The sequence below is a fragment of the Actinophytocola sp. genome, from assembly GCF_050699915.1.
Taxonomy (GTDB): domain Bacteria; phylum Actinomycetota; class Actinomycetes; order Mycobacteriales; family Pseudonocardiaceae; genus Actinophytocola.
Window position 1 is genome coordinate 1 of record NZ_JBOHGA010000358.1, and the last position, 3,285, is coordinate 3,285.

Sequence of the window (3,285 nt, forward strand, 5' to 3'; positions counted from 1 at the left end):
CCGTGGCTGCCCGCCGACACCGGGAGCAGCTGGGGCCGCCCGGCCGGCGGGGCCGGCGCGGGTGCCGGCGCCTCCTCCATGACCACGTGTGCGTTCGTGCCGCCGAGGCCCAGCGAGTTGACTCCCGCGCGGCGGACGCCGGCACCCCTGGGCCACGGCACCGGCCCGGCGTTGACCCGGAACGGACTGCTGGCCAGGTCGCCGGCCGGGTTCGGGGTGCGGAAGTGCAGGGTCGCCGGAACGGTCTCGTGTCGCATGGCGAGCACGACCTTGATCAGCCCGAGCACGCCGGCGGCCACGTCGGTGTGCCCGATGTTCGACTTGACCGAGCCGAGGAGGAGCTCCGTGCCCGGGTCGGCGGCGCCGTAGGCCTTGGCCAGACCGCGAAGCTCGATGGGGTCGCCTGCGGGGGTGCCGGTGCCGTGCCCCTCCACGTAGTCCACCGTGGACGGTTGGACTCCGGAGAGAACGAGTGCCGCGTCGGCCGCGGCGGCGACGCCCTGGACGCTCGGTGCGGTGAACCCGACCTTGTCGGCGCCGTCGTTGGTGACGGCCGACCCGAGGATGACGGCGTGCACGTGGTCGCCGTCGGCGAGGGCGTCGTCGAGCCGCTTGAGGACCACGACGCCGGCGCCGTCGCTGACCACCGTGCCACGCGCGTCGGCGTCGTAGGCGCGGCAGTGCCCGTCGGGCGCGACGATCCCGTCCTCGCCGACCTGGTCGTGCGGGAACGGCACGTGCAGCGTGATCCCGCCGGCCAGCGCCATGTCACACTCGCCCGCGAGCAGTGCCTGGGTGGCGGTGTGCACGGCGACGAGCCCCGTGGCGCACGCGGCCTGCACCGTGCACGCCGGCCCGGTCAGGCCCAGCTTGTAGGCGACCCGCGCGGTGAGGAAGTCCACGCTGCTCGCCAGGTGCAGCTGCAGGTCGGACACCTCGGCGAACCCGTTTCGGTGGGCGCGCAGGCGTTCGAGATGCCCGGTGTCCCCGCAGCCGGCGTAGACACCGACGACGTGAGCGCCCGCTCCGGGGGCGTGGCCCGCGTGCTCGAGCGCTGCCCAGGCGCACTCCAGGAAGACACGCTGCTGCGGGTCCATCAGCCGCGCCTCGCTGGGCGCGTAGCCGAAGAACTCCGCGTCGAACAGGTCGCCGTCCGGCACGACGCCGTGCGCGGCGCCGGCGTCTGAACCTGCCCGGGTCAACAGCTCGCGGCCGTCGGCAAGTGCCGACCAGAACCCGTCGAGGTCCCCGCCGCAGCCCGGTACGCGGACGGCCATGCCGGTCACCGCCACCCGGGTGGCCGTCTCTTCGGATGAGGTCACGACCGCCTCCTCAGCCGTGCGCCACGCGCAGGCTGCGCGGCCGCATGTCGGTCCATACCTGGCGGATGTGGTCGAGGCATTCGTCCTGTGAGCCGGTCGGCCCGACCTGCTGCCAGCCGTCCGGGGCCTGCCGGTCGGCCGGCCAGATCGAGTACTGGTCCTCGTCGTTGCGGACCACCGCGTACTGCCGGTCGTCGTCGAACATGCCGTCGTCTCCTCGGTTCTCTCAGATACTCGGGTTCGTGTCGCGGTGCGCTCAGCCGGACTGGCCGCGGCGACGGCCCGCCATCCGACCGCGCCCGGCCCGCAGCCGGTCGGCCCGCCCGGCGTGCCGGTCCTCCCGCTCGCTCCCGGCCAGGCGCGCGGCCAGGGCGGCGACCGTGGGGAACTCGTAGAGCGTCACGAGCGGCAGGGACAGTTCGAGCTCGCGGTTGAGGGCGGCGAGCACCAGGGCCAGGCTCGTCGAGGTGCCACCGCATTCGAAGAAGTTGTCGTGCACGCCGACCTGCGACCGGTCGAGGACCGTCAGCCAGATCCGGTGCACCGTCCTTTCGAGATCTGTCGTCGGCGGCGTGTACCTGGTGGCGGGCACGATCGGTTCGGGCAGGGCGTGCACGTCCACCTTGCCGTTGGCGTTGCGAGGCATCGTGTCCACTGTGGACAAGATGGACGGCACCAGATATGCGGGCAGCCGGGCGGCGACATGGCTGCGCAGGTCGGCGGGCAGCCCGCCGCCGCCGGCCGGCACCACGTACCCGACGAGCCGCTCGCGCCCGTCGGCGTCCGGCCGGACGGTCACGGCCGCGGCCGTCACGCCGGCATGACTGGTAAGCACGGCCTCGATGTGGCCCGGCTCCACGCGGTACCCGCGAACCTTCAACTGCTCGTCCACCCGGCCGAGGATCTGCAGCGAACCGTCGGCCAGCCACCGGGCCCGGTCGCCCGTACGGTGCAGCCGGGTGCCCGGTTCCCCGAACGGATGCGGCACGAACCGAGCCGCGGTCAGGTCGGGCCTGCCCAGGTACCCTCGCGCCAGGCAGTCGCCCCCGGCGTAGAGCTGCCCGATCACACCCGGCGGCACCGGCTCCAGCTCGTCGTCGAGCACGAACACGTCCACGCCGGGCAGCGGGCCTCCGATGCCGACGCGATCGCCCGACACCGGCTCCGCGACGCGGGCGATCGTCGTGTTGACGGTCGTCTCGGTCAGTCCGTAGGCGTTGAACACGCCGACGCCGGTCTCCTCCAGCCAGCGGCGCACTGTGGCCGCGTCGGTCGGTTCGGCGCCGATCGAGATCAGTCGCAGGGTCGGCGCCGGGTCGATCCCGCGCCGCCAGGCGTCGGTCACCCACTGGCGCCAGAACCCGGACGTCAAGATCGAGAAGCTGACACGCTCCTCGTTCATCAGCCGGGTCAGGCCCGCGGGGTCGGGCGGCGGTTCCGGACTGAGCACGACACAGCCGCCTGCCGCCCAGGTCGGGAACATCTCCTCGACCGCGATGTCGAAGCCCAGGTTGGCGAACTGCAGCACTCGGTCCGCCGCGGTGAGCCGGTAGACCTCCCGCATCGTCGCGGCGACGTTGGACACCGCGCGATGGGTGACCGCCACGCCTTTCGGCCTGCCGGTGGAGCCGGAGGTGAACAAGACGTACGCGAGGTTCTCCGGCCCCGGCCGCGCCGGTGGCTCCGCGGTGGCGACTTCGGTGCCGGCACCGTCGTCCTCGAGCAGCTCGCCGGGCGTCACCACCGTGACGCCCGCGCCGGACAGCCGGTGCACCAGGTTCGGGGCGGCGATCACGAAACGGGCGCCCGCGTCGCCCAGGATCGTCTCCAGGTAGCCCGGCGGATGGGTGGAGCTGAGCGGCAGGTAGGCGGCGCCGGCGGACAGGATGCCGAGCAGGGCGGCAACCATGTCCGCGTCACGTTCGTGCAGGATGCCCACCACGTCATCGGGCCCCAGCCCGGT

3 protein-coding genes are annotated in these 3,285 nt (G+C 73.2%); all 3 read right to left on the reverse strand.

Translation table 11 applies throughout. The features are described from left to right. A partial coding sequence (locus tag ACRDSK_RS32375) for a polyketide synthase (RefSeq protein WP_431445220.1) occupies positions 1 to 1,322 on the reverse strand: 1,322 nt, incomplete at its 3' end. 10 nt (positions 1,323 to 1,332) lie between these two features. Further along, positions 1,333 to 1,527 carry an MbtH family protein gene (locus tag ACRDSK_RS32380; RefSeq protein WP_431445221.1) on the reverse strand — a complete coding sequence of 65 codons (195 nt, stop codon included), beginning with the start codon at positions 1,525 to 1,527 and terminating at the stop codon, positions 1,333 to 1,335. 51 nt (positions 1,528 to 1,578) lie between these two features. Continuing rightward, the coding region (locus ACRDSK_RS32385; RefSeq protein ID WP_431445222.1) for an amino acid adenylation domain-containing protein at positions 1,579 to 3,285 on the reverse strand (1,707 nt) is incomplete at its 5' end.

Coding starts and splice junctions, on each gene's coding strand:
- ACRDSK_RS32380 (WP_431445221.1), bottom strand. CDS start 1,527: ATGTTCGACGACGACCGGCAGTACGCGGTGGTCCGCAACGACGAGGAC.